The sequence below is a fragment of the Nocardia sp. XZ_19_369 genome, assembly GCF_015355715.1.
In the GTDB taxonomy this organism is placed as follows: domain Bacteria; phylum Actinomycetota; class Actinomycetes; order Mycobacteriales; family Mycobacteriaceae; genus Nocardia.
Map to the genome: position 1 here is coordinate 307,383 of NZ_JACVED010000011.1, position 23,134 is coordinate 330,516.

Sequence of the window (23,134 nt, forward strand, 5' to 3'; positions counted from 1 at the left end):
CACGACGATGCAGCTAACGACCGTCGTCCCGCTATTGACGAGGGTACCGGCGCGACCGGCCGCGGGCAGTTATGCCCAGAGCTGCCCGTCGAGACGTTCCTCGGCCTCTTCCAGGGTGCCGTCGTACGCGCCGGTCGACAGGTACTTCCACCCGCCGTCGGCGACCACGAACGCGATGTCGGCGCGCTTGCCCGCCTTGGCCACCTTGCGGGCGACGCCGAGCGCGGCGTGCAGGATGGCGCCGGTCGAGATACCGGCGAAGATGCCCTCCTCGCCGACCAGCTCACGGGTGCGTTTCACCGCGTCGAACGGGCCCACCGAGAAACGGGTGGTGAGCACCGACTCGTCGTAGAGCTCGGGGATGAAGCCCTCATCGATGTTGCGCAGCCCGTAGACCAGCTCGCCGTAGCGCGGTTCGGCCGCGACGATCTCGATGCCAGGCACCTTCTCGCGCAGGAAGCGCCCGGTGCCCATCAGCGTTCCGGTGGTGCCGAGGCCCGCGACGAAGTGCGTGATCTCCGGCAGGTCGGCCAGGATCTCCGGGCCGGTGGTCTCGTAGTGCGCCAGCGCGTTCGCGGGGTTGCCGTACTGGTACAGCATCACCCAGTCCGGGTGCTCGGCGGCGATCTGCTTGGCCAGCGCGACGGCCTGATTGGAGCCGCCCGCGGCCGGGGAATCGATGATCTGCGCGCCGAACATGGTGAGCAGCTGCCGCCGCTCCACCGAGGTGTTCTCCGGCATCACGCACACCAGCTGGTAGCCCTTGAGCTTGGCGGCCATGGCCAGCGAGATGCCGGTGTTGCCGCTGGTCGGTTCCAGGATGGTGCAGCCTGGCGTCAGCAGACCGTCGGCCTCGGCCTGCTCGATCATCCGCAGCGCGGGCCGATCCTTGATCGAGCCGGTCGGGTTGCGGTCCTCCAGCTTGGCCCACAGCCGCACGTGGTTGTCGCCGTCCCACTGCGGGGACAGGGTGCGCAGGCCGACCAGCGGGGTGTTGCCGAGGGTCGCGATCAGCGATTCATAGCGCGCCACGGGTCGCCTCAGCCGCCGGCGACGGCAGGCAGGATGGTCACGCTCGCGTCGGCGGGCACCTCGGCGTCGAGGCCGCCGGAGAAACGCACGTCCTCGTCGTCGACGTAGATGTTGACGTAACGGTTCAGCTTGCCGTCCTTGAGCAGTCGCTCGGCGAGGCCGGGGTGGTTCGCGTCGAGGTCATCGATCAGCGCGCTCAACGTGGCGCCCTGCGCCTGCACGCGCTTCTCCCCCTTGGTGAGCGAACGCATGATCGTCGGGATGGACACGGTTACCGGCATGGGGACTCCTCGGTTGCACGAACAAGCATCGGTTTCAGTCGGTTTCGTACGCGTCGACGATCCGCACCGGTTCCTCGGTGACCTCGCCGTCGACGATCCGGTAGCTGCGCAGCTCGTGCTGCTCCGGGGCGCGGGTGGAGATCAGCACGTAGTGCGCGAACGGCTCGGACGCGTAGGACACATCGGTGCGGCTCGGGTACGCCTCGGTGGCGGTGTGCGAGTGGTAGATCACCACCGGCGTCTCGTCGGCGTCGTCCATCGCCCGCCACACCTTCAGCTGCTCACCGGAGTCGAACCGGTAGAAGGTGGGTGAACGCTCGGCGTTGACCATGGCGACGAAGCGTTCCGGGCGATCGGACCCCTCCGGTCCGGCGATGATGCCACACGCCTCGTCGGGATGATCGGCGCGCGCGTGCGCCACCATCGCCGCCACGAGGTCGGCCCTGATCACCAGCACTAGTCGAACCCTTTCGCAATGCCGACCCTGTCGCAGTCGACAACGAGTGAGAATATTCGGCTATTCCCCGGGGTCCGTCGCCCGGTCCCGGATTCCCCGCGGCTAACGGGGAAATAGAGCGCTGTACGCGGGGACTTCGCCGACCGAATGCGCGGACAAGATCGCGTCCACGATCGCGCGTTCCACACAGAGGGCCGCGGCGGTGCACAGCACGTCGACCAGGAACACGTCCGGCGGGAACGCGGGTGGCAGCGGGAAGCTCTCCGGTGGCTCCCAGGCGCCGGTCGCCAGCGCGAAGAAGGTGTCGCCGTCGAACGGGGCGTGCGCGGGGCGGATCGCGCGGGCCAGCCCGTCGTGCGCGGCGGTCGCGAGGCGCTGGCAACCCGTCGGGTTCAGCGGCGCGTCGGTGGCCACCACGCCGATGGTCGTATTCAGCCGCATGCCTTTCGAAGGCAACGTGTTGGCGTGGGCCAGCTGCTCGGCGGTCGGCGGCCGCAGGCCGAAATGATCGGGTCCATCGGTACCGACGCCCCACGGCAGGCCGGTGCGCGGATCGAAGGCCGAGCCCGCGGAGTTCGCCACGACCAGCGCGGAGACCGTGGCGCCGGCTGCCACACCCTCACCGATCACCACACTCGCGGACCCGATGCCGCCCTTGAGCGCCCCGGCTCGCGCACCGACGCCCGCGCCGACCACGCCACGTTCGAAGTCGAGCGCCGCGGCGTCCGCGGCCCGGTAGCCGAAGTCGGCGGTGGGCCGAATGTCCCACGCGCCCAACGGCAGGTCGTAGACCACCGCGGCGGGCACGATCGGCACCACCCGGCTCGGATCGGTCGCGTCCATCGGGACGCCTTCGCGGCGCTCCTCGAGCCAGCGCATCACCCCGTCGGCCGCCGCGAGCCCGTACGCGCTGCCGCCGGTGAACAGGAGCGCGTTCACCTGGCGCACGGTGGTGGCCAGGTCGAGCACGTCGGTTTCCCGGGTGCCCGGCCCGCCGCCGCGCACGTCGACCGCGGCGGTCGCGCCGCCGGGGGCGAAGACGACGGTGGAGCCCGTCGCCGCGCCGGAGCCGAGCGTCGCGTCCGGGTCGAGTGCGTAGTGGTGCCCGACCAGCAGACCGGATACGTCGGTGAGCGAATTACGTTGCCCCGCTTGCACCTGCACAGTTGCTCCTGACTCTCGGTCGCGGCGCGACTGCGCCCGCATACAGGTTCTGTTCTACCTGTCCGGTCCGGTTCGCGCGGGACCGTGCGGGCGGGTCAGGGAGCCAAGGCTTGCAGCAGCGAGTCCTGCATCCAGGTGAGCCAGTGGTACACGTCCAGGTGTGGCGCGCGCGGATCGTCCGGGCTCAGGTGGTCCGGGGTGTCGGCGTCGATCCCGAGCACCGTGCCCAACGCGAGGCGCACGTCGGTGAGGGCGGTCAGCCAGGCGTCGGCCTGCTCGGGTGTGAGCACGATCTTGCCGCCCGAGGTGGGCACGGTGTTCAGGATGACGCTGCCCGCCGCCAGCTTGGCGTCGATGATCTCCGGCTCGTGCAGCCCGCGCAGCGCGCTGTTGAGGTCGGCGCGGTCCGCGTCGGGTGAACCGGGTTCACTGCGATGGAAGTCCGGCAGCAATCGACGCAGCCGCGGATCCTCCGGCGCTGCGGTGTTGCCGGTACGCAGCCCGGTCAGCGCGGCGAGGTCGTCCTCGGGCGCGGCTTCGGCACGCTCGCTGAGCAGCCCGGAGACCGCACCGACCAGCGAGCGCAGCACATTGGCCTCGCGTGCGTCCATCTCGGATCGCAGTTTGAGACCGCTCAGCGAGTTCTTTCTGCTCCACTTCCGCACGGCGTCAGGGTAGTCGTCCTGGTCAGTCGTCTCGCTGCATGGTCGCCCAGAGTCCGGCGGCGTGCAGCCGCTGGACGTCGTGTTCCATCTTGTCCCGCGAACCCGACGAGACGACCGCTTTGCCCTCGTTGTGCACGCAGAGCATCAGCTCAGTCGCCTTCGCTTTGCTGTAGCCGAAAAGCTTTTGGAAGATGTAGGCGACGTAGTGCATGAGGTTGACCGGGTCGTCCCAGACCACAGTGACCCACGGGCGATCTTCTGCCTCCAAGATCTCGGTGTATTCGACCGCCTCGGGGGTCGCCTGTGCCGCTGACAGTGTCGCGTCCACGGCGCCTACCCCGACGCCGCCGCCGACTATGTTGCACAAGGCCATAACGTCAAGGGTACGACTCGACTCCGGATGAGCAACACCCCGATCGGACCTGATTCGAGCATTTCACAGGTCACCGAGCGAGCGCCCACCTATCATGTATCGCACTCGCAAGCGCTCTATACCGGACCGGTCTGTCTACAGTGGCTGCGTGGACATCCGCGACGGCGTCGGCAGCACCGCTCTGCTGACGGACCAGTACGAACTGACCATGCTGGCCGCCGCGCTGGCCGATGATTCGGCGCATCGCCGCTGCACCTTCGAGGTGTTCGCGCGCCGCCTGCCGCACGGCCGCCGCTACGGCGTGGTCGCGGGCACCGGCCGGGTGCTGGAGGCGCTGGAACGTTTCCAGTTCGGCGAGCCGGAGCTGGCCGTGGTCGCGCCGTTCCTGCCGGCCAAGACGGTGGACTGGCTGCGTGACTACCGCTTCACCGGCGATATCGACGGCTACGCCGAGGGTGAGCTGTACTTCCCCGGCTCCCCCATCCTGTCGGTGCGCGGCAGCTTCGCCGAGTGCGTCGTACTGGAGACGCTGGTCCTGTCGATCCTCAACCACGACAGCGCGATCGCGTCCGCGGCGGCCAGGATGGTGAGCGCGGCGGGCGGGCGCCGGATGATCGAGATGGGGTCGCGGCGCACCCATGAACTCGCCGCGCCGGACAGCTCACGGGCCGCCTACCTGGCCGGCTTCGACGCGACCTCGAATCTGGCGGCGGTGCGTCGCTACGGCGTGCCGGGCGCGGGCACCAGCGCGCACGCGTTCACGCTCTTGCACGCGGGGGCGGCAGGCGCCGGTGTCGGGGCGCCCGGCACGGCAGAAAGCGAGGCAGCCGCCTTCCGCAGCCAGGTCGAGGCGCTCGGCATCGGCACCACGCTGCTGGTGGACACCTACGACATCACCCGCGGCGTGGCGACCGCGATCGAGGTAGCCGGGCCGGAGCTGGGCGGGGTGCGGATCGACTCCGGCGACCTCGGCGTGCTGGCCAGGCAGGTCCGCGATCAGCTGGACGGGCTCGGCGCCACCAAGACCCGCATCGTGGTGTCCGGCGACCTCGACGAATACGCCATCGCCGCGCTGCGGGCGGAGCCGGTGGATGTGTACGGCGTCGGCACCTCGCTGGTGACCGGATCCGGCGCGCCGACCGCGGGCATGGTCTACAAGCTGGTCGAGGTCGAGGGCGTGCCGGTCGCCAAGCGCAGCAGCCACAAGGAGTCGCGCGGCGGTACCAAGAAGGCGATCCGGCTGTCCAGGGAGACCGGCACGATCGTCGAGGAGATCGTCTACCCGGCGGCCGGGCCGATGCCCGAGGTGAACGGTTTCGAGGCGCGTGAACTGCTGGTCCCGCTGGTGCGCGAGGGCAAGCTCGTCGACGATCTGCCGACGCTGTCCGACAGCCGCGATCACGTGGCGAACGGCCTGATCAGCCTGCCGTGGGAAGGCTTGAAGCTGTCCGCGGGCGAACCCGCCGTGCCGACGACCTTCGTCAGCTGACCACCGCCTGCCGATCCGCCGGGTCGGCAGTCTCGCGAAGCGGCACAATGCAATACGGGTACTCAGTTCACACCGCGGGAGGTCAGCATGACCCGAGCCCTGATCATCGTCGACGTGCAGAACGATTTCTGCGAGGGCGGGTCGCTCGCCGTCGCGGGCGGCGCCGCGGTCGCCGCGCGCATCAGCGACCTGCTCGCGGCCACCCACTACACCGCGGTGGTCGCAACCCGCGACCATCACATCGACCCCGGTGACCACTTCTCCGCGCAGCCCGATTACGTCGACTCCTGGCCGCCGCACTGCCGCGCGGGTACTCCGGGCGCGGATTTCCACCCGAATCTGAACACCGCGGCGGTCCAGCAGGTCTTTTCCAAGGGTGAGTATTCCGCCGCCTACTCCGGTTTCGAGGGCACCGCCGAGGACGGCACCGGCCTGGCCGATTGGCTGCGCGCGCACGACATCGAGTCGGTCGACATCGTCGGCATCGCCACCGACCACTGCGTCCGCGCCACCGCGCTGGACGCGCGAATCGAAGGCTTCGACACCCGCGTGCTGCTCGACCTGACGGCCGGGGTTTCCCGCGACACGACCGACGCCGCGCTGGGTCATATGCGCGCCGCGGGCGTCGACCTCGAAGGAAGCGTTTCCGGGTAACCGATCACCGCGACGGCCGCGTCTGCTGTCGGTCCCGGGCAGTAGGCTGCTCGCGTGCCCGAACTCCCCGCCGTCCCCGACCTTTTGGCCACTGCCGTGCAGGCGCTCGGCGGGAAAGAGCGCGTCGGGCAGGTGACGATGGCGACCGCGGTGGACCACGCGATCGACACCAAGGAGCACCTGGCGGTGCAGGCCGGAACGGGTACCGGCAAGTCGCTGGCCTACCTGGTGCCCAGCCTGCGCCACGCGGTACGCACCGGGCGCACGGTGGTGGTGTCGACGGCGACGATCGCGCTGCAGCGTCAGCTGGTCGATCGCGATCTGCCCCGGCTGTCCGAGGCGCTGAGCAAGCCGCTCGGGCGCGCGGCGAAGTTCGCGATTCTCAAGGGCCGCAACAACTATCTGTGCCTGAACAAGATCAACAGCGTGATCCCGGACGAGCCGGAGGCCGAGCTGTTCGACGCGTTCGCCATCTCCCGGCTCGGCCGCGAGGTGCAGCGGCTCAACGAGTGGGTCTCCGACACCGAGACCGGCGACCGGGACGAGCTGGTACCCGGCGTGACCGACCGCGCCTGGAAACAGGTGAGCGTCTCCTCGCGCGAATGCCTCGGCAAGTCGCGCTGCCCGTTCGGCCAGGACTGCTTCGCCGAACGCGCCCGGGCGGAATCCGCGCAGGCCGACGTGGTGGTGACCAACCACGCGCTGCTGGCCATCGACGCGATCAGCGGCATCCAGGTGCTCCCCGAACACGACGTGGTGGTCATCGATGAGGCGCATGAACTGGTCGACCGCGTCACCGGCGTGGCCACCGCCGAGCTGGCCTCGACGGCGATCAGCGCGGCCGCGCGGCGCTGCGCCAAGCTGATCGATGAGAAAGAGGTGGACCGTCTCGAGGGCGCCGCCGAGGCGTGGCACGACGTGCTGGACGAGTTGCCCGCCGCCCGCTGGGAGCGGATACCCGGCGGCGTCGCCCCGGTGCTCGCGCTGATCCGCGATGCCGCGTGGAACGCCCGCACCGCGCTGGCCCCGCAGGGCGGCACCACCCAGCAGGGCGATGTGGAGACCGCCGCGGCCCGTACCCAGGCGGTGGCCGCGATCGATGAGATCCACGACAGCGCGGTCCGTGCGCTCACCGCGTTCGACGAACCGGATCCGGCCAAACGACACGACGTCATCTGGCTGTCCGCCGACGAGATGCGCGGCGTCGCCCGGCGCGCGCTGCGGATGGCGCCACTCTCGGTGGGTGGGCTGTTGCGCAGCAGGCTGTTCGGCACCGCGACCGTGGTCCTCACCTCGGCGACACTGCAGATCGGCGGCTCGTTCGACGGGCTCGCGATCACCTGGGGACTGCCCGCGCAATCGTCGAGCCAGTCCGATCCCGGCATGGCCAACGGGGCCGAGGCACCCGCCGACGCCGACAAGGTGCGCTGGAGTTCGCTCGATGTCGGCTCGCCGTTCGACCATGCCAAGTCCGGCATCCTCTACGTCGCCAAGCACCTGCCCCCGCCGGGGCGCGACGGCCTCGCGCCCGCCTACCTGGACGAGATCGAGCGGCTCATCAAGGCCGCGGGCGGTCGCACGCTCGGCCTGTTCTCCTCGATGCGAGCGGCCAAGGCGGCGACCGAGGCGTTGCGCGAGCGGCTGGACACACCCGTGCTGTGCCAGGGCGACGACTCCACCGGCGCGCTGGTCCGCAAGTTCGCCGACGACCCGGAGACCTCGCTGTTCGGCACGCTGTCGCTGTGGCAGGGCGTCGACGTGCCGGGTCCGTCGCTGAGCCTGGTCATCCTGGATCGAATTCCGTTCCCGCGCCCCGACGATCCGCTGCTCACCGCGCGCCAGCGTGCGGTCGAATCGCGCGGCGGCAACGGGTTCATGGCGATCGCGGCCAATCATGCGGCGCTGCTGCTCGCCCAGGGCACCGGCCGGCTGCTGCGCAGCGTCGACGACCGCGGGGTGGTCGCGATCCTCGACTCCCGGCTGGCCACCGCCCGCTACGGCGGCTACCTGCGCGCCTCGCTACCGCCGTACTGGGAGACCGCCGACCCCGAGGTCGTCGTGAAGGCGTTGAAGCGACTCACCGAAAACGCGGTGTGATACCGCGCACATCGCCGCGCCGATACTCGCGCATACTTCCGAACAGAAGTAAATTAAGGGTGGTACTTCGGTGAACCCCAATTCCCACACCGAATGTATCGGCGGTCCCCGCGCCAAGCCCTGCACGCGGCGCGGGGACACCACAAATCCCCCCTCGCGCGCGGTCCGCACATGAGACCGTTTCCAGATGAAGCACCCCGCAGACACTGATGTCCTAGGCGAATTTCTGGTCAGCGCAAGATCATTGGCCGAGTATCGCGCAATATTCATGCTCTCCGACGCCGATTTGCACGGCCGCATTCTCGACTGCCCGGGCGGCGCAGCGAGTTTCACGGCTGAGGCGAGTGCACTCGGCGCCCACGTCACCGCCGCCGATCCGGTCTACGCCCGCTCCGCCGAGGAGCTGCGGATTCTCGCGGTCGCCGAAACCGACCGCGGAAGCAGCTGGGCCACGGCGCATTCGGCCAGATACCGGTGGGACTGGTACGGCGGCCCGCAGCAGCACCGCGACATGCGCCACGCCGCTGCCCTGCTGTTCGGCGCCGATCAGACCGTCCACCCCGATCGGTACGTCGCCGCGGAGCTGCCGTCGCTACCCTTCCCGGTTAACAGCTTCGACCTGGTGCTCAGCTCCCACCTGCTGTTCACCTACGCCGATCGGCTCAACGCCGACTTCCACCGCAACGCCCTGCTCGAACTGGCCCGGGTCGGCACCGGTGAGGTCCGCACCTATCCGCTGGTCGACCACCTCGGTAACCCACTGGACGACCTGGTCGCGCACGTCCGAAAGGAACTCGAAGACAAAGGTATTCGGACCAGCCTGCGAGAAACCGACTACGAATTCCACCACGGGGCGCACACGATGCTCGTCTTACACCCCTGATCACCAGCTGTGTGCCACCGCGCGGTAGGTGGTCTCGATGAGCCGGTGCAGTTGTCGCTGGAGCTCCTCGGTCGGCCCCGGCGTCAGCGTGAACTCGTCGTCGCCGTGGTTGTGCAGCAGGTAGCGGCCGTCGGCGGGCAGGTAATCCATCCAGTGGAAACCACGACCGTCGGTGGTCGGCCTGCTGTCGATCGCGCCACCGGCGAACACGCCGACTTCACCGAGCCCGGAGCGCGGGCGGCGGACAATGCGATTGAGTTGCTCGGTGTGTGAAAGGCGCGTGGGGTGCTTGGCGTACTCCACCCGGTGCACATCCGAGCGGCGCCCACTGATCGGCGGATATTTGCCGCCGACACAATTCGGGAACTGCGCGGCGATCTGCCCCGGCAAAGCCTGCGGCGGACAGCGGCTGAGCAGAATATCGCGGCCGTATTCCTGCGTGGGACCGGGCAATTGGACCGCGATGGTCGCGGCGCGCGCCGTCATACCCGCGTGCACGCGCACCACCTGTTTGAAGTCGCGCCCGAAGAATCCGTGCACCTCGACCCGAACCTGCGGTTCCAGCAACACATTCAAGGCATTGAACAAGTCGGGAGTCGCGAACCCCGACAGCTGCCGCGTGGCATTCTCGCGCAGCCGCTGATAGTCCTCGTAGGCGTCCACGTCATCGACGGTGTAGCGCAACGGATATGGCAGCCGGTCCCGGCCGAGCGCCTCCAGCGCCAGCTCGAACATCAAACCGTCCAGGCGCCAGCGGGATTCACTCATCCGCCGATGACCCCGCCCGGCGGCAGCGCGGGCGGCTGCGTGCCCAGCAATTCCGAACCACGGTCGTAGATCAGGTAATCCGGGGTTTTGTGCTCGCCGTCTTCGTCGCCTTTGCCGCGCGCACCGGGCGCACCCATGCCCGGCATGCCTGCCGCGCCCGCCTTGCCCGTGGATGCCGCGCGGGCGGCGGTCGACGCGGCTGTGGTGGTGGGCGTGGCTGCTTTGCCCGGCACGCTCTTTCCCGGGGACGGGGTGGAACTCGGGGTCCCCGGGGTGCGCGACGGGGTGCCCGGGAACGTGGTGGATGGTGTGCCGGCCGGGGTCGACGGGTTGCGCGACTTCGTCGGATCGTCGGTGTTGCTGGGGGTCCCCGGGGTGGCCGAGGCCGGCGTTGTGCTGGTCGGCTTGTCCGAGGTCGGGTTCTGGTTCGTGCTGGCGGGTTGCGTCGACTGCGGGGTGGTGGTGTCCGGCTTTTTCGTGTCGTCCGCGGATTTCGGGTCCGTCGAATTCGGCGAGCCGGTCGGATCGGCGCTGGTCGGGTTGCCGGTCGGGTTCGAACTCGGGTTGCTGATCGGGCCACCCGGGTTGTTCTTGTCCACCGTGGTGGTGGGTTCGGGGAGGATCGGGGTGATCTGGTCGACCTCGTTCACGCCGGGGCGGTAGTACTGGGTCATCACGAACCGCGCCTCACTCTCCGCCTCTTGCGCGCGATGAGTGGGGCCCTTGATGACGTTCTGCAAAGGCAAAGCGTCGATGAATCGATCACCGACCGTATAGCTATCCGGCTTCCCCACACTGGCTTTCGCCTGCGCCAAGTGCCCCTGCGTCAGGTCCAGACCGTGGCCGACCATCTGGAACGTGGCGGCCAGCTTCGCGAACGATGTCGAGAATTCGCGCGTCGCATCGATCGCGCTCGTGCCCGACTTACCGTTCCAGTGCTCCGTAATATCCTGCTCGACACCCTTTTTGAACTCTTCGACGGCGGTGCGCGCATCGGTGGACAGATTCCGCCAGCCGTCGGCCTTGGCGTTGATCTCGCCCTCTTGCACCCCTTCGAGCGCGTTGTAGATCTGCTGATGCGACATCGTCTCGAACGGATCCTGCGCCTTGATGGCCGGTGCGTCGAACGTGCCGTTGCCGTACTCGGACAGCAAGCTCGACCACTCGTTGTTGACGAAACCGCGGTCCTGATCCCACTTCGTCTTCTCGTCGGCAGCACGCTGCTGATCGGTCTGCTTGTTCTTGTCCGCCTCGTGCGACGAGCCGGTGAGACGGCCGGCGCCGATCGCGACGAGCCAGTCGTTGAAGGAGGGCATTACGCACCACCCGTGTTCAGGGCGGCGAGTTTGTCCGCGACGGACTGGTCGGATTCGGTGATCTTGCCGATGGCGAGTTCGTACGTTTCCTTCATCAAGGTGACGATGTCGATGCTCTGCTGAAGCCGCTTCACGGCCGAATCAGTGCCGTTGTTCGCCTTGAGCGCGAACTTCTGTCGCAGATCCCCCGCGGAAGTCAGACTGCCGAACCCGCTGAGATGTTCGAGTTCCGCAGCCTTGTTCACCATCGCATCAAGCTTGGTGCGCATCTGCTCGGCGTGCGTCACCAACCGTTCACGAATCTGACTATCCAAGAGGAGCTCACCGCCTTCGGCCTGCTTCTTCAATGTCTGCCAGCGCGTCAGCATCGCCTGCATTTCGCTCTGCTCGGTGTCCGACATCGTCCCTCCTCTAACTGTCTTGATCCCCTGCCCGCTGCCGCCGTTATTGCGGCGCCGCTGCGTCTGCCATCAGTGGGTCGCAGCGCGATGCGGCTACTTCGGCAGGAAAGGCTCGAGTTCCTGCGCGTGCCGAACGGCCAAATCACACGGAGGCGACTGCGGGATCGAGGCCCGCGCGCTGTATCGCCAGCCGACGGCCACCTCGAACATGCCCTTCGACCAGGGCAGGCTCGCGTAGCAGCGGAGCTTGTCGACATCGGATTTGTCCTGGTAGGTCAGGCCGGGGCGCGGACCGATCGGCACATCGCGGAAGCCGGTCAGCTTGTCGTTCTTGCGAGCTTCGTCCTGTGAATAGACAGTCGACGAGACACTGACGAAATACGGACCCTCGGTCGAACTCCACTGGCAAACCCGAGCGCTGACAGGACCTGTCGGCGCATCTGTGGTGACGTCCTTAGAGGCAGCATCCACTTTGGTGGCGCGCAACGCGTCATCGGACAACTCCGTGCACGGGTTGTACTGCACTGTCCGCTCACCATTGGTCGGCTTCCCACTGACCTCCGTCGTAGGCGTCCCCTCGGTCGGCGAGCACCCCACCACCAACCCGACCACCGCCACCCCGGCGAGCACCGTCCGCACCGCAACCTTCGGCGACACAATGGCGGTTCGCATATCTCTCCTGACTTCGGCCCGGGACACCCCGACACAGGATAAGACGCACACGATCTCCCCCTGGTTCCCCTTCAAACTAGAGCAATCCAATTGGATCGTTCCAGTCCGGCCGCCGAATCCCGCGCCATCCCCACCCGCGGAACTCGGCGGCCGACCCCGGTCAACCGCGCACAGCTACCGCGTCCACCTCGAACAACATCCCCGGCAACGCGAGCGCGGCAACACCCGCCAGCGTCTGCACCGGCGGACGCTCACCCCAGATCTCTGCGATCTTCTGTCCGATCACCGCAAGCTTGTCGAGGTTGTGGTCGACAATGAACGTGCGCAGTTGCGCAACATCCGCGAAGTCCAATCCCACTGAGCGCAAAGCGATCCCGAGGTTGGCGAACGCCTTGTCGACCTGCACCCCGAAATCCGCGCTCGTGGTATGCCCCTCCGCATCCGAGTCGTACTGCCCCGCGACGAGCACCAGCTCCCCGCTGACCCGCGCCACATGGCTGTACCCGAACCCCGTCGGATCGTGCAGCTCCGCAGGATTGCTGATCTCGATAGCCATCACCGTCTCCTATTGTCTCGATCTTCCGAACAACGAGATGACCACGCAGCGTCGCGGACTGTGACATGACAACGGCGCGGCGACCCGAATGGGTCACCGCGCCGCGATCGAGAGGTGTGGTCAGTAGGTCAGATGACCCACTTCAGGATGAGGGTGATCACCGCGGCGATCACGGCGAGCACGATCGCCGCGGCGCCGACCGCGAATCCCCGTTGCGCCCAGGGGCGGCCGTGATCCAGCGAGAACTTGCCGGGGCCGGTGAAGGCGAATCCCGCGGCGACGACGCCGAACAGCAACGGCATCTCGTAGGTGTTCTCACCGAACAGGCCCATGGGCCACAGCGCGTTGATCGCGTTGATCATGGTGCCCAGCACGATGGCGGAGGCCAGCGGCGTCAGGAGACCGAGGGCGAGGAGCAGACCGCCACCGAGTTCCGTAAGACCGGCGAGGGCGCCGAAGACCTTGCCGGGGTTGTACCCCATGCCATCGAAGCCTGCGGCGGTGGCTTCCAGGCCGTAGCCATAGAACCAGCCGAACAGCTTCTGGGCACCGTGCACGGCCATCAGCCCGCCGAACGCGACGCGGATGATCAGGAGGCCGATGTCGGCGGCGACGCCGTCCAATTCGGTGTTGGTGGTAGCTCTTTCCAGTACGGATTTCGTGGTCATGCTGGTCCTCGTCCCTGCAAGTCAGATTCCAAACAGCTGGTCAAATGGCTTCGGCGTTGAAGCGGACTGCGGTCCGATTCTCGCACGGGCCATCACAACTTCCAAGACCCTGGTCTTATTCCTGACTACGTTTTCCGTCCCCGGTTCGGTTCACTCCGTGAGGAAGAAGAAGTAACCCAGGAACACGACCAGCAGTGCCCACATCGCCGGGTGCACGTCTTTGATCCGGCCCTTGGCGACCATGACAATCGGGTAGAACAGCATTCCCATGGCCAGGCCATTCGCGATCGAGTACGTCAGCGGCATCATCACGATCGTGATGAATGCGGGCACCGAGTATTCAAGCCGATTCCAGTCGATCTCGCCGAGTGCGCGAGACATCAACACACCGACCACGATCAACGCCGGGGCGGTGACCTCGCCGGATCCCGCGACGACCGCGAAGATCGGGTAGCAGAACATGGCGATCAGGAACCACCCCGCGGTGGTGACGGCGGTCAATCCGGTGCGGCCGCCCGCGGACACACCCGCGGTGGATTCGACGTAGGCGGTGGTGGTGGAGGTGCCGATGACCGCACCCGCCATGGTGCCGACGGAGTCGGCGGCCAACGCGCTCGCGGCGCGCGGCAGTTTGCCGTCCTTGTCGAGCAGACCCGCCTGGTTGGCGACGCCGATCAGCGTCCCGGACGCGTCGAAGAAGTCCACGAAAAGCATGGTGAGAACGACGACGGCCATCTGACCGGTGAACGCGTCGGGCAGATGGATGATCGCCTGACCGAAGGTCTGGTCCAACCCCTTCGGCGCCGCGACGACACCATTGGGCAGATCGACCAGCCCGCTGACGATGCCCACACCCGCGGTAAGCACGATTCCGTACAGCACCGCACCGTGCCAGCCGATGACGAGGAAGACCACGGTGATCACGAGCCCGAACAGCGCGAGCAACGTGGTGCCCTTGGTGAAGTCGCCCAGGGTGACGAGGGTGGCCTCGCTGTTCACCACGATGCCCGCGTTCTTCAAGCCGAGGAACGCCACGAACAACCCGATGCCGGCGCCGACGGCCAGCTTCATCTGCATGGGAATCGCATTGAGGATGCGCTCGCGCACCTTGGTGACCGCGAGCAGGAAGAAGATGATGCCGGAGAGCAGGGTGCCGGACAGCGCCACCTCCCACGGAATGCCCATGCCGAGCACCACCGAGTAGGCAAAGAACGCGTTGAGCCCCATGCCGGGTGCGAGCGCGATCGGATACTTGGCCCACAGCCCCATGACGAGCGTGCCGAACACCGCGGCGACGGCGGTCGCGGTGAACACCGCCTGCATGGGAATGCCCTTGTCGCCGAGCGCACCCTCGTCGCCGAGGATCGACGGGTTCACGGCGAGCACGTAGGACATGGCCAGGAACGTGACCGTGCCCGCCATGAGTTCGCGTTTCATGCTCGAGCCAGTCGCGCTGATGCCGAAGAACGCGTCGATGCGACCTCGGGGCTCGGTCGGTACGGCGGTGGCCATGGGCGGTCTCCAGTCGGGGAGTGGTACGGGCGTGCCCAGGCACGGTAGCCGACGATTCACCGAATCGCGGAATTCGACCCGACCGATCCCCGCTCGGACCGTCTATGTCCCGAAAGGGCTGGTGTGGCCCTTGCGGCCGGTCTCAAGCGTTGGGCGCGGCGACCAATCCGAGCTCCGCATCGCCGGCGAGCAACGCGTTGTGTGGCAGCACTCGCACCGTGTAGCCGACTGCGCCCGACAGCGGCACCGGCGTGTCCACGGTGAAAAGCTCGACACCGGCATCGGATCCGGCGTGCGTCATCGCGACGGTGCTCACATCGGAGAGATCGTCGGAGGTGGACACCCGCCCGAGCACCGCCTGCACCACCACGTCGCCGACCTGCAATCCGCCCAGGTCGATGCGCGCGGTCAGGGACAGCCGGGCACCGATGATCGGCGTATCCGGCAGGCCCGCGCTGTCCACCTGGATCACCTTCACCGACGGCCACGCCGCTTCGACGCGGCGCCGATAGTCGGCGATGGCCCGGGCTTCGGCGAACTCGTCGGCGGTCGCCCGCTGGTAGGCGTCGGCGGCCGGGGCGTAGTACTCGACGGCGTAGTCGCGAACCATGCGGGAGGCGAGCACCTTCGGGCCGAGGGTCTGCAGGGTGTGCCGCACCATCTCGACCCAGCGCACCGGCATCCCGGCGGCGTCGCGATCGTAGAAGCGGGGCGCGACAGTCCGCTCGAACAGGTCGTAGAGCGCGGCGGCCTCGAGGTCGTCGCGGCGGTGTTCGTCGCTGACGCCGTCGGCGGTCGGGATGGCCCAGCCGTTCTCGCCGTCGAACATCTCGTCCCACCAGCCGTCCCGGATGGACAGGTTGAGGCCGCCGTTGAGCGCGGACTTCATGCCGGAGGTGCCGCACGCCTCGAGCGGGCGCAGCGGATTGTTCAGCCAGACATCGCAACCCCAGTACAGGTAGCGGGCCATCGACATGTCGTAGTCGGGCAGGAAGACGATGCGGTGCCGCACCTCGGGATCGTCGGCGAAGCGCACCACCTGCTGGATCAGCGCCTTGCCGCCGTCGTCGGCGGGGTGGCTCTTACCCGCGACCACCAGCTGCATCGGCCGCTCGGGGTCGAGCAGCCTGGCGCGCAACCGTTCCGGGTCGCGCAGCATCAGCGTGAGCCGCTTGTAGGTCGGCACGCGGCGGGCGAAGCCGACGGTCAGCACGTCCGAGTCGAAAACACTGTCCACCCAGCCCAATTCGGCCTCGGCGGCGCCGCGGTCCAGCCAGGACGCGCGCACCCGGCGCCGCACCTCGGCAACCAGGATGCCGCGCAACGCGTTCCGGGTGGACCACAGTTCGCCCAGATCGACGTCCCGCAGCCGCTCCCAGCCGCGCGCCTCCTCGACGAGTTCGGCGCCGATGTGCTTGCGCGCCTTGTCGAACCACTCGCGGGCCGCCCAAGTCGGCGCGTGCACACCGTTGGTGACCGAGCCGATCGGCACCTCGGCCGCGTCGAATCCGGGCCACAGCGCGGCGAACATCTCCCGGCTGACCTCGCCGTGCAGTTTCGAAACACCGTTGGCGCGCTGGGCAAGTCGCAAACCCATGTGCGCCATGTTGAACACCGAAGGGTCCGCCTCACGACCCAAAGCGACGATCCGGTCCACGGAAAGCCCTGGGAGCATGGCGGATTCGGATTCGCCGTGCGCTCCCCCGAAGTAGCGGCGCACCATCGGCATCGGGAACCGGTCGATACCGGCGGGAACCGGGGTATGCGTGGTGAAGACCGTGCCCGCCCGCACCGCGGCCAGCGCCGTATCGAAATCCTGCCCGGCAGAGACGAATTCGCGAATACGCTCGACGCCGAGGAACCCCGCGTGCCCTTCGTTCATATGGAACACATCAGGATCGGGCAGTCCGGCCGCGTTGGTGTAGGCGCGCACCGCACGCACCCCGCCGATACCGGCCAGGATCTCCTGCCGGATCCGATGCTCCTGATCGCCGCCGTAGAGCCGGTCGGTCACCGCACGCAGCTCCGGATCGTTCTCCGCGATATCGGAGTCCAGCAGCAGCAGCGGCACCCGGCCGACCTGTGCGATCCACACCCGCGCCCGCAGCACCCGCTGATCGGGCATCGCCACGTGAATCAGCACCGGCGCGGTCTCCGCCCCACCGTTGTCCGAGGTGAGCAGCCGCAACGGCAGACCCTGCGGATCCAGATCCGGGTAATGCTCGGTCTGCCACCCGTCCGCCGACAACGTCTGCCGGAAATAGCCGGAGCGGTACAGCAAACCGACACCGATCAGCGGCAGGCCGAGGTCGGAGGCCGCCTTCAGATGATCCCCCGCGAGGATGCCGAGGCCGCCGGAGTAGTTGGGCAGCACCTCGGTCACGCCGAACTCCATGGAGAAGTACGCGATCCCGCGCACTCCCTCCTCCCCCGCCCGTCGCTCGAACCAGCTCGGCGCCGCCAGGTAGTCCCGCAGATCCGCCGCCGCGGCATCCACTCGACGCACATATTCGGGGTCGGCCGCCAGCTCGTCTACCCGCGCGGCAGGCACCTCCCCCAGCATCCGCACCGGGTCGTGCCCCATCTCCAGCCACCGCTGCGGATCCATCTCGGCAAACAGATCCTGCGTAGGCGGATGCCACGACCAGCGCAGATTCGTAGCGAGCTCGCCGAGGGCGGCCAGCCGCTCAGGCAGATGGGCACGGACGGTGAATCGACGCAATGCCTTCACCCGGCGAACCCTACCGAACGAGGCGCCTTCGAGCCGCCTCGGCGGTAGAGCTCACAACCAAAGCGATACGACATCTGTCTTACTTATGTCGTACACTTGTCACATGGCTACGATTACCTTTCGCCCAACCGCTGACGACGAGCAGATCATCAACCGCGCCCGCCACGACGACGAGAACATCACCGATGTCATCCGTCGCGCCCTGCGATTACTCGATCGCGAAGAGTGGCTAGCGCAGGCCCGAATCGACGCGGCAGCGCTCCGGGACGAGGACCTGAACGCGGAGCCCGACGCATGGTGAACCTGATCCGTGGAGCAGTCCACCGTGTCGATCTCGGCGATGCCAAGCGCGGCCATGAGCAACGCGGGCGACGGCTGGGGATCATCGTGTCGCCGACAGATCTGCTTTCCTCGGTAGTCACGATCGTCCCGACTTCGACGTCAGCTCGATCTTCGGTCTACCGACCGGTGACCGAGATCGACGGCCGCGAAACACTGCTACTGGTCGACCAGGTGCGAACCATCGATCTGGACTACCTCGGAAAATTTGTCGAGATGCTGAACCGCACCGACGTAGCTGCACTCGACGACGCACTGGGTCGGTACCTCGGGATCGTCTGATCCGAATGCAAGGGGGTTGTCATGACTTACCTCGACCACCGGTAGTCGACTGCCGAAAGTACTTACGGATGACTGATTCGGGTCGTGTCCTGCGGCAATAGCGTTGCTCCCGTTAGCAAGACGAGCAACGAGCACTACGAAGGACACATCATGAGTCGAGTTATCCGCCGTACGCCGCGCCAGGCAATCGTCCTCGCGACGGCCGCGATCATCGCGCTGGGGCTGGGGACCGGATGCGCTACCGCGGACCCCGCGCCGGCGCCGCCCTCGGGTAGCTCGCAGACCGCGGCACCGGAGGTCGATATGAATACTGTTGTCGCCCAGTACCTGGAGGCGTGGAACGCCACCGATCCCGCCGCCAGGAAGGCGGCCATCGCCCGGGTGTTCACCGAGCAGGCGACCTACGTCGATCCGTTGATGGCCGTGACCGGTCACGCGGAGCTCGATGGGGGCATCGCCGCGGTGCAGACCAAGTTCCCCGGGTGGGTGTTCAAGCTGGCGGGACCGGTTGACGCGCACCACAATCAGGTCCGCTTCACCTGGGGGCTCGGCCCGGCCGACAGCGAACCGGTGGTGATCGGCTTCGACGTCGCCGTCGTCGAAAACGGCCGTATCGCAAAGGTATACGGCTTCCTCGACAAGGTCCCCGCCGCCTGATCCGCAGGGCCCATGACCGAATCACCAACGCGGCCCCGGCTTTCCGCCGGGGCCGCGCTCGTCATTACTGCCCGCTGAACTTTTCCGCGGTGTACTCGGGGCTGAACTGCTCGACGTACTCACCCGCGGGCGGCACCTCGGTGATCATGTCGATCAGTACCCCGCTCGGGTCGGCGACGATGAAGTGCCGCTGCCCGAAGTCCTCGGTGCGGATCTCGAGTTCGGCCTTCAGGCCACCCTGGACCACCATGCGGTCCCACTCGGCATCCACGTCGGCGACCTCGAAGTTCAGGATCAGTCCCTGCACCGGCTTGCGATACGCCTCGGGCACCGTCGCATGGGTGTAGTCGAGCAGCGCGAGCTCGTAGGTGACATCCCCCGGCCGACGCAGGCTGACGTACCAGTCCGCCTCGAAGGTGATCTCGAAGCCGAGCCACTCGGTGTAGAAGTCGCGGGCTGCCGCGACCTCGGAGGTACCGATGACCGGGTAGAAGCTGCTCAGTTTCACGTTCTCACCTTTCACATACCGTTGGTATGTGAGTTAAGGTAGTTCACGTACCATCGGTATGTCAACAGGGAAGGTGGGCGATGCCGAGCAAGATCCGCACCCAGCAACGCGAGGAGACCCGCAACGCGCTGCTGCGCGAGAGCAGGCGCCTGTTCGCGGCGAAAGGCTATGGGGCCGTGGGCTTGTCGGAGATCGTCAGAGCGGCGGGGGTGACCAAGGGCGCGCTGTACCACAACTTCGACAGCAAGGCCGAGCTGTTCGCGGCGGTCCTCGAACAGGTGCAGAGCGAGGTGGGCGAACGAGTGGCCGCGGCCGCCGACGCCGTCGAGGACCGCTGGGAGCAACTGGTCACCGGATGCACGACGTTCCTGGCGACCTGCACCGATCCGGAGCTGGCGCGGATCATGCTGATCGACGGGCCCGCGGTCCTCGGCTGGCACGAATGGCGTGCGCTGGACGCGGCCGCATCGGGCCGCCACCTAGAGGAGGCATTGACGGCGCTGATCGACGAGGGTGTGCTGGCCGACCAGCCCGTCGCCCCGCTGACCCACCTGTTGTCCGGCGCGATGAACGAGGCGGCGCTGTGGTTGGCCACCTCGGACGACCCGCAGGCACTGGCCGACACCACCGCCGCCCTGCGCCGCCTGCTCGAAACGTGTCGCACCACTCCTGGGTGAGCACCGCTGGAAGCCGGGCAGGCGACGGTTCCCGCCATGCGCAGTCGCAGGGACCGGTCGCGAATCTGACACCGCAGCAGCTGACGGCAATGCCGTTTTCCGATGCGGCCCCGCAGCAGGCGATCGGAGCGCGGCCAACGGCAGGCGACCACGCCGTCCGGAATGCGGCCGGGCAACAGGCAACCGCGCCCATCAGCTGCGGAAGCCGAAATCTGCTGGCGACGCAGCCAATCGACATGACAGCATCGACGAATGCCGCACTGGGTGACCGTCCTCCCCCAATTCCTGCTGGCCTGCGTCATCCTGGCCGCGCTACCCGGACCCGCGACGGCCCTGTTCCTGCAGCGCGCGGTCCGCGACGGACGCAAGGCGGGCCTGGCCGCGGTCGCGGGCAACGAGATCGGCGTGCTCGCCTGGAACCTGGCGGGCGCCGCCGGCCTGTCGGTGCTGCTGGTCGCCAATCGATACATGAACACCGCGATGCACATCATCGGCGCGGTGGTGCTGATCTGGCTCGGCGTGCAGGCCTGGCGCGGTGCGCGCACCGACGACGAGTTCGGCGGCACCATGACGAAGCTGCTGCCCTCGGGCCGGACCCCCGCCGCGGCGTTCCGCGCCTCCCTGGTCTCCATCGCCGCGAATCCGAAGGCGGCGGTGTTCGGGCTGACGATCCTGCCGCAATTCCTGCCGTCCAGCGGCCCGGTGCTGCCGACCATTTTCATCCTGGTGGCGATTCAACTCGTCGTCGACTCGGCCTGGTGCGTGGGCATCGTGCTGGCCGCCGACCAGGCGGGCAGCTGGTTGCGGCGCACCGGTATCCGGCAGCGGATCGAGCGGGCGCTCGGCGCGATCCTGATCGCGCTCGGCCTCGGGCTGGCCGCCGACGCGCGTTGATCCGCCGACCGCGCTGATCACACGAATGGCGCTCTGACGGTAGGTTGGGTCCGTGACCGGCCGCATCGCAATCGATGACACTGCCCCGTACATCGCAGGCGGACGGCCCGCCAAGGCCGTCGTCGGGGAGGTTTTCCCGGTGCGCACCGTGGTGTGGCGCGAGGGCCACGACGCCGTCGCCGCCACACTGACCGTGCGCGCACCGAATTCTTCCCGGCCGATCCGGATCCGGATGACGCCCGATCTCGAACCGGACGTGTTCAACGCCACGTTCACCCCCAACCTGCCCGGTGCGTGGACCTACCGCATCGAGGGGTGGAGCGACCCCATCGCCACCTGGCGCTCGGCGGTGGAGGCCAAGCTCGCGGTCGGCCAGACCGCCGCCGACCTCGCCAACGATCTCGAGATCGGCGCCAGGCTCTTCGACCGGGCCGCGCAGGCCGTGCCGAAGAAACAGTTCGAACGGTTGCGCGCCGCGGCCGCCGCATTGCGCAGCGACGAGCAGCTTCCCGCCAGGGTGGCGCCTGCCTTCGCCGAGGAGATCGCCGAGATCCTGCGCGCAACGCCGTTGCGCGACATGGTGACTCGCGGCCCTCAGCACACCGTGCAGGTGGAACGGCAACGGGCACTGTACGGCTCGTGGTACGAGTTCTTCCCGCGCTCGACCGGCGGCCGGGACGCGGCGGGCAAGCCGATCCACGGCACCTTCGCCACCGCCGCGAAAGAACTGCCGCGCATCGCCGCCATGGGCTTCGACGTGGTCTATCTGCCGCCGATCCATCCGGTCGGCGAGGTGAATCGCAAAGGCCGCAACAACACTCTCGTCGCCGAACCGGACGATGTCGGATCGCCGTGGGCCATCGGGTCGAAGGACGGCGGGCACGACGCCGTGCATCCGCTGCTCGGCACCGAGGCCGACTTCGCCGAGTTCGTGGACACCGCAGCGCAACTCGGCCTCGAGGTGGCGCTCGACCTGGCGCTGCAGTGTGCGCCGGACCATCCGTGGGTCGCCGCGCATCCGGAGTGGTTCACCACCCTGCCCGACGGCACCATCGCCTTCGCCGAGAACCCGCCGAAGAAGTACCAGGACATCTACCCGGTCAACTTCGACAACGACCCCGACGGCCTGTACGCCGAGGTGCTCCGCGTGGTCCGGCATTGGATCGCGCTGGGCGTCAAGATCTTCCGGGTGGACAACCCGCACACCAAGCCGGCCGACTTCTGGGAGTGGCTGATCGGCACGGTGCGCCGCACCGACCCCGACGTCATCTTCCTGTCCGAGGCGTTCACCCGCCCGGCCCGGCTCTACGGTCTCGCGCGGCGCGGATTCAGCCAGTCCTACACGTATTTCACCTGGCGCATCGCGAAGTGGGAACTGACGCAGTTCGGCGACGAACTCGCTGCCAAGGCGGACGAGGCCAGACCCAACCTGTTCGTCAACACCCCCGACATCCTGCACGAAAGCCTGCAGCACGGCGGCCCCGGCATGTTCGCCATCCGCGCGGTGCTGGCCGCGACCCTCGCACCGAGCTGGGGAATGTACTCCGGCTACGAGCTTTTCGAGCACCAGGCGGTGCGACCGGGCAGCGAGGAATACCTGGATTCGGAGAAGTACGAGCTGCGCCCGCGCCCGTTCGCCGAGGCTCTGGCCCGCGGTGAATCGTTGGAGCCGTGGATCACCCGGCTCAACGAGATCCGCCGCGCGCATCCGGCGCTGCAACAGTTGCGCTGCATCCACTTCCACCACGTCGACAACGACTCACTGATCGCTTACTCCAAGATCGATCCGATCAGCGGCGACGCCGTGCTCGTGGTGGTGAACCTGAACCCGTTCGCCGCCGAGTGGGGCATGGTCTCGCTCGACCTGCCCGCCATCGGCCGCGAATGGCACGACCACCCGGTGGTGTACGACGAGGTCAGCGGCGAGGAATACCACTGGGCGCAAACGAATTACGTGCGCCTCGACCCGGCGAACTCGGTCGCGCACATCCTCACCCTGCCGCCGGTCGCGCAGCAGGCGCGCACCGAACTCGCCTACCGGAGCACGCTGTGAAGCGC

Annotated in this window: 25 protein-coding genes; 10 read left to right on the forward strand and 15 right to left on the reverse strand. The window is 67.7% G+C overall.

Going from position 1 to position 23,134, the window contains the following annotated elements:
• Positions 1-69: 69 nt before the first annotated feature.
• The 6 genes from IBX18_RS35995 to clpS all read right to left on the reverse strand — a co-directional run bounded on the left by IBX18_RS35995 (position 70) and on the right by clpS (position 3,972).
• A complete protein-coding gene (locus IBX18_RS35995) occupies positions 70-1,032 on the reverse strand; it encodes a PLP-dependent cysteine synthase family protein (RefSeq protein ID WP_194837912.1) in 963 nt (320 codons plus the stop codon).
• Between the two features lie 8 nt (positions 1,033-1,040).
• Complete coding sequence (locus IBX18_RS36000) at positions 1,041-1,313, reverse strand: MoaD/ThiS family protein (protein ID WP_107654486.1); 273 nt, start codon at positions 1,311-1,313, stop codon at positions 1,041-1,043.
• A gap of 34 nt (positions 1,314-1,347) precedes the next feature.
• Complete coding sequence (locus tag IBX18_RS36005) at positions 1,348-1,770, reverse strand: Mov34/MPN/PAD-1 family protein (protein WP_194837913.1); 423 nt, start codon at positions 1,768-1,770, stop codon at positions 1,348-1,350.
• Positions 1,771-1,872: 102 nt separating this feature from the next.
• Positions 1,873-2,934 carry a P1 family peptidase gene (locus IBX18_RS36010; RefSeq protein WP_306796556.1) on the reverse strand — a complete coding sequence of 354 codons (1,062 nt, stop codon included), beginning with the start codon at positions 2,932-2,934 and terminating at the stop codon, positions 1,873-1,875.
• A gap of 95 nt (positions 2,935-3,029) precedes the next feature.
• The gene (locus tag IBX18_RS36015) at positions 3,030-3,599 is read right to left on the reverse strand and encodes a DUF2017 domain-containing protein (protein WP_135235099.1); all 570 of its coding nucleotides are present in this window, start codon (positions 3,597-3,599) and stop codon (positions 3,030-3,032) included.
• Between the two features lie 22 nt (positions 3,600-3,621).
• Positions 3,622-3,972: an ATP-dependent Clp protease adapter ClpS gene (gene clpS / locus IBX18_RS36020; RefSeq protein ID WP_107654482.1), complete on the reverse strand. Its 351-nt coding sequence runs from the start codon at positions 3,970-3,972 to the stop codon at positions 3,622-3,624.
• A gap of 148 nt (positions 3,973-4,120) precedes the next feature.
• Here clpS and IBX18_RS36025 point away from each other — a divergent pair, with 148 nt between their 5' ends.
• From IBX18_RS36025 to IBX18_RS36040, 4 genes are all read left to right on the forward strand, one after another.
• The gene (locus IBX18_RS36025; protein WP_194837915.1) at positions 4,121-5,461 is read left to right on the forward strand and encodes a nicotinate phosphoribosyltransferase; all 1,341 of its coding nucleotides are present in this window, start codon (positions 4,121-4,123) and stop codon (positions 5,459-5,461) included.
• 87 nt (positions 5,462-5,548) lie between these two features.
• Entirely contained in the window at positions 5,549-6,115 is a 567-nt protein-coding gene (locus IBX18_RS36030; protein ID WP_194837916.1) for an isochorismatase family protein, read from the forward strand.
• A gap of 54 nt (positions 6,116-6,169) precedes the next feature.
• Positions 6,170-8,212 carry an ATP-dependent DNA helicase gene (locus IBX18_RS36035; protein ID WP_194837917.1) on the forward strand — a complete coding sequence of 681 codons (2,043 nt, stop codon included), beginning with the start codon at positions 6,170-6,172 and terminating at the stop codon, positions 8,210-8,212.
• Positions 8,213-8,399: 187 nt separating this feature from the next.
• On the forward strand, positions 8,400-9,095 hold the full coding sequence (locus IBX18_RS36040; RefSeq protein WP_228542303.1) for a methyltransferase domain-containing protein: 696 nt from the start codon (positions 8,400-8,402) through the stop codon (positions 9,093-9,095).
• Here the strand turns inward: IBX18_RS36040 and IBX18_RS36045 are convergent, their stop codons facing one another.
• The 8 genes from IBX18_RS36045 to glgP form a co-directional block, all read right to left on the reverse strand.
• A complete protein-coding gene (locus IBX18_RS36045) occupies positions 9,096-9,863 on the reverse strand; it encodes an ESX secretion-associated protein EspG (RefSeq protein WP_194837918.1) in 768 nt (255 codons plus the stop codon). It lies immediately after the preceding gene.
• Positions 9,860-11,179: a hypothetical protein gene (locus tag IBX18_RS36050; protein WP_194837919.1), complete on the reverse strand. Its 1,320-nt coding sequence runs from the start codon at positions 11,177-11,179 to the stop codon at positions 9,860-9,862. Before IBX18_RS36050 ends, IBX18_RS36045 begins: the two co-directional genes overlap by 4 nt.
• Positions 11,179-11,580, reverse strand: coding sequence for a hypothetical protein (locus IBX18_RS36055; protein ID WP_194837920.1), 402 nt, complete (start codon positions 11,578-11,580; stop codon positions 11,179-11,181). The genes IBX18_RS36050 and IBX18_RS36055 overlap by 1 nt, the downstream gene beginning before the upstream one ends.
• 93 nt (positions 11,581-11,673) lie before the next feature.
• On the reverse strand, positions 11,674-12,252 hold the full coding sequence (locus IBX18_RS36060; protein ID WP_194837921.1) for a DUF3558 domain-containing protein: 579 nt from the start codon (positions 12,250-12,252) through the stop codon (positions 11,674-11,676).
• A gap of 160 nt (positions 12,253-12,412) precedes the next feature.
• Positions 12,413-12,808 carry a RidA family protein gene (locus tag IBX18_RS36065; RefSeq protein WP_194837922.1) on the reverse strand — a complete coding sequence of 132 codons (396 nt, stop codon included), beginning with the start codon at positions 12,806-12,808 and terminating at the stop codon, positions 12,413-12,415.
• A 128-nt stretch (positions 12,809-12,936) separates the two neighbouring features.
• The gene (locus tag IBX18_RS36070) at positions 12,937-13,476 is read right to left on the reverse strand and encodes a DoxX family protein (protein ID WP_194837923.1); all 540 of its coding nucleotides are present in this window, start codon (positions 13,474-13,476) and stop codon (positions 12,937-12,939) included.
• 150 nt (positions 13,477-13,626) lie between these two features.
• A complete protein-coding gene (locus IBX18_RS36075) occupies positions 13,627-14,988 on the reverse strand; it encodes an NCS2 family permease (RefSeq protein WP_107654473.1) in 1,362 nt (453 codons plus the stop codon).
• A gap of 142 nt (positions 14,989-15,130) precedes the next feature.
• Positions 15,131-17,719: an alpha-glucan family phosphorylase gene (gene glgP / locus IBX18_RS36080; RefSeq protein WP_194837924.1), complete on the reverse strand. Its 2,589-nt coding sequence runs from the start codon at positions 17,717-17,719 to the stop codon at positions 15,131-15,133.
• A 103-nt stretch (positions 17,720-17,822) separates the two neighbouring features.
• Between glgP and IBX18_RS36085 the strand changes: the two genes are divergently transcribed.
• The 3 genes from IBX18_RS36085 (at position 17,823) to IBX18_RS36095 (ending at position 18,997) form a co-directional block, all read left to right on the forward strand.
• Positions 17,823-18,020 carry a hypothetical protein gene (locus tag IBX18_RS36085; protein WP_135235090.1) on the forward strand — a complete coding sequence of 66 codons (198 nt, stop codon included), beginning with the start codon at positions 17,823-17,825 and terminating at the stop codon, positions 18,018-18,020.
• Positions 18,014-18,340, forward strand: coding sequence for a type II toxin-antitoxin system PemK/MazF family toxin (locus tag IBX18_RS36090; RefSeq protein ID WP_228542304.1), 327 nt, complete (start codon positions 18,014-18,016; stop codon positions 18,338-18,340). Before IBX18_RS36085 ends, IBX18_RS36090 begins: the two co-directional genes overlap by 7 nt.
• A gap of 150 nt (positions 18,341-18,490) precedes the next feature.
• Positions 18,491-18,997 (forward strand): nuclear transport factor 2 family protein, encoded by a 507-nt coding sequence (locus tag IBX18_RS36095; RefSeq protein ID WP_306796557.1) that lies wholly within the window; start codon positions 18,491-18,493, stop codon positions 18,995-18,997.
• A gap of 64 nt (positions 18,998-19,061) precedes the next feature.
• Here the strand turns inward: IBX18_RS36095 and IBX18_RS36100 are convergent, their stop codons facing one another.
• Positions 19,062-19,505 carry a VOC family protein gene (locus IBX18_RS36100; protein WP_107660072.1) on the reverse strand — a complete coding sequence of 148 codons (444 nt, stop codon included), beginning with the start codon at positions 19,503-19,505 and terminating at the stop codon, positions 19,062-19,064.
• Between the two features lie 80 nt (positions 19,506-19,585).
• Here IBX18_RS36100 and IBX18_RS36105 point away from each other — a divergent pair, with 80 nt between their 5' ends.
• The 3 genes from IBX18_RS36105 to IBX18_RS36115 all read left to right on the forward strand — a co-directional run bounded on the left by IBX18_RS36105 (position 19,586) and on the right by IBX18_RS36115 (position 23,129).
• Entirely contained in the window at positions 19,586-20,182 is a 597-nt protein-coding gene (locus IBX18_RS36105) for a TetR/AcrR family transcriptional regulator (protein WP_194837925.1), read from the forward strand.
• Between the two features lie 252 nt (positions 20,183-20,434).
• Positions 20,435-21,076: a LysE family translocator gene (locus IBX18_RS36110; RefSeq protein ID WP_194837926.1), complete on the forward strand. Its 642-nt coding sequence runs from the start codon at positions 20,435-20,437 to the stop codon at positions 21,074-21,076.
• A gap of 52 nt (positions 21,077-21,128) precedes the next feature.
• Complete coding sequence (locus IBX18_RS36115; RefSeq protein WP_194837927.1) at positions 21,129-23,129, forward strand: alpha-1,4-glucan--maltose-1-phosphate maltosyltransferase; 2,001 nt, start codon at positions 21,129-21,131, stop codon at positions 23,127-23,129.
• The last annotated feature ends 5 nt before the right edge of the window (positions 23,130-23,134 follow it).

Coding starts and splice junctions, on each gene's coding strand:
- IBX18_RS36040 (WP_228542303.1), top strand. CDS start 8,400: ATGAAGCACCCCGCAGACACTGATGTCCTAGGCGAATTTCTGGTCAGC.
- IBX18_RS36065 (WP_194837922.1), bottom strand. CDS start 12,808: ATGGCTATCGAGATCAGCAATCCTGCGGAGCTGCACGATCCGACGGGG.
- IBX18_RS36085 (WP_135235090.1), top strand. CDS start 17,823: ATGGCTACGATTACCTTTCGCCCAACCGCTGACGACGAGCAGATCATC.
- IBX18_RS36045 (WP_194837918.1), bottom strand. CDS start 9,863: ATGAGTGAATCCCGCTGGCGCCTGGACGGTTTGATGTTCGAGCTGGCG.
- IBX18_RS36105 (WP_194837925.1), top strand. CDS start 19,586: ATGCCGAGCAAGATCCGCACCCAGCAACGCGAGGAGACCCGCAACGCG.
- IBX18_RS36055 (WP_194837920.1), bottom strand. CDS start 11,580: ATGTCGGACACCGAGCAGAGCGAAATGCAGGCGATGCTGACGCGCTGG.
- IBX18_RS36070 (WP_194837923.1), bottom strand. CDS start 13,476: ATGACCACGAAATCCGTACTGGAAAGAGCTACCACCAACACCGAATTG.
- IBX18_RS36000 (WP_107654486.1), bottom strand. CDS start 1,313: ATGCCGGTAACCGTGTCCATCCCGACGATCATGCGTTCGCTCACCAAG.
- IBX18_RS36060 (WP_194837921.1), bottom strand. CDS start 12,252: ATGCGAACCGCCATTGTGTCGCCGAAGGTTGCGGTGCGGACGGTGCTC.
- IBX18_RS36075 (WP_107654473.1), bottom strand. CDS start 14,988: ATGGCCACCGCCGTACCGACCGAGCCCCGAGGTCGCATCGACGCGTTC.
- IBX18_RS36030 (WP_194837916.1), top strand. CDS start 5,549: ATGACCCGAGCCCTGATCATCGTCGACGTGCAGAACGATTTCTGCGAG.
- clpS (WP_107654482.1), bottom strand. CDS start 3,972: ATGGCCTTGTGCAACATAGTCGGCGGCGGCGTCGGGGTAGGCGCCGTG.
- IBX18_RS36090 (WP_228542304.1), top strand. CDS start 18,014: ATGGTGAACCTGATCCGTGGAGCAGTCCACCGTGTCGATCTCGGCGAT.
- IBX18_RS36050 (WP_194837919.1), bottom strand. CDS start 11,179: ATGCCCTCCTTCAACGACTGGCTCGTCGCGATCGGCGCCGGCCGTCTC.
- IBX18_RS36095 (WP_306796557.1), top strand. CDS start 18,491: ATGAGTCGAGTTATCCGCCGTACGCCGCGCCAGGCAATCGTCCTCGCG.
- IBX18_RS36110 (WP_194837926.1), top strand. CDS start 20,435: ATGCCGCACTGGGTGACCGTCCTCCCCCAATTCCTGCTGGCCTGCGTC.